This is a genomic window from Aliterella sp. E5.1 (assembly GCF_057473825.1).
The window spans coordinates 1-1,468 of record NZ_JBYCCV010000363.1 but is presented as its reverse complement, the minus strand read 5'-3'; the positions used below and the strand labels follow the sequence as shown (position 1 = coordinate 1,468).

General features: G+C 38.9%; 1 protein-coding gene and 1 pseudogene. Both read left to right on the top strand.

Going from position 1 to position 1,468, the window contains the following annotated elements; all coding sequences use genetic code 11:
- Positions 1-251: 251 nt before the first annotated feature.
- Positions 252-1,223, top strand: coding sequence for a class I SAM-dependent methyltransferase (locus tag AC2VE5_RS27295; protein WP_486890666.1), 972 nt, complete (start codon positions 252-254; stop codon positions 1,221-1,223).
- A gap of 128 nt (positions 1,224-1,351) precedes the next feature.
- A pseudogene (locus AC2VE5_RS27290) lies at positions 1,352-1,468 on the top strand (acyl-CoA dehydrogenase family protein); the annotation flags it as partial.

Genomic DNA, 1,468 nt, shown 5'->3' with positions numbered 1-1,468 from the left:
AGCGATCGCGCATCGACTATCTACAATTGTTCGCGCTGATCAGGTAGTGGTACTGGAACAAGGGCAAATTGTAGAGCAAGGAACCTATCAAGAGTTATTGGCTAAGAAAGGCAAGCTATGGAAGTATCATCAGATGCAACATGAGCTAAAATATGCAGGCTAAGGAACACTGTTGAATATAAAGCCTGTATATGAAGAATTCAATTTCTCAGCATTCTATAAATAAAACTAAAGGGAGCTAAGCAGTAGAAATGCTAGAAGTAGAAAATTGTCCAATATGCGAATCTAAAGAGTTAAAAGTTCTGAAGCACTACAAATACAGCTTACAAGAAAACAAGCAGTTTGAAGAAATTGCCAACAATGCTTCATATACAGAAAAAAGACTTTGGATTTTTCTTAAAAAAATATGGATGGATAGTGACCCTGCTGAAATTGGGGTTAATAAGTGTGAGAAATGTGGGTTTATATTTACAAATCCAAGATTTACAGCTGAGGAAATTAAGACTAAGTATCAAACAATTAGTGATCTGAACTCAGTAACAAAAGGCAGGTATTCAAGACCTGCTTTAAAGACAGAAGAACGAGCAAGACGAATATACAAGTTAATAAATAGGCTAAAGGATAAGGATTTAACACCAAATAAAGTGTTGGATTATGGGGGAGCAGAAGGATATAATCTTTACCCGTTTATTGAAGCAGGCAACGAGGCTTACATAGTTGACTACGTTGAGAAAAAAGATCCAAAAGGATTGGAATACGTAGGCAAAAACCTAAGTGCATTAAAAAATAGTGATCATTTTGACATAATAATCTTTTGTCATACTTTAGAACACGTAATTGATCCAATAGAAATGGTAAAGAGTTTATCAAGCCACCTAAGTAAAGATGGTCTGATTTTCATTGAAGTTCCACTAGGTTGCTTGAATGAATGGAAAGATCTTAGTGAGCCACTAACCCATGTTAACTTCTTCTCAGAAGAGTCATTAACAAAGTGTTTAGAGAAAGCAGGTTTAAATACACTGTATTTATCAACGGATTATCAATGGGTGACCCACAGCAAAAGCTGGTGTGTTAACGCGGTAGGAGCCAAGTCAAGAGACTTAAGGTTGAAGTTCTACAATACGGAGCAACAAATGAAAAGACCGCACCAAATTTATAACTTCAAAAAAGTCATAGACAACTTCGACTACTACAAAAAGAGAATAAAACAGAAGTTACTGTAATAAATCAGCGAAAGAGTAATGAAAGAAAATCAAAAAATAAAGAGTGATGCCAAAAATAACGGGTGTGATGTATCGGTCATAGTCCCGACATATAATAGGATAGGAATGTTAGAAGAGGCGAGGCGACCATGCACCTGCTGCAGCACTTCGGGTCGCCCGAGCAGCGCGAGCGCTGGCTGGTGCCGCTCGCGGCCGGGGAGCTGCGGTCGTGCTTCGGGATGACCGAGCCCGACGCGGGGTCGGAC

What these genes read in the sequence shown, in the direction of transcription:
- AC2VE5_RS27295 (WP_486890666.1), top strand. Translation starts at nt 252, where the DNA reads ATGCTAGAAGTAGAAAATTGTCCAATATGCGAATCTAAAGAGTTAAAA.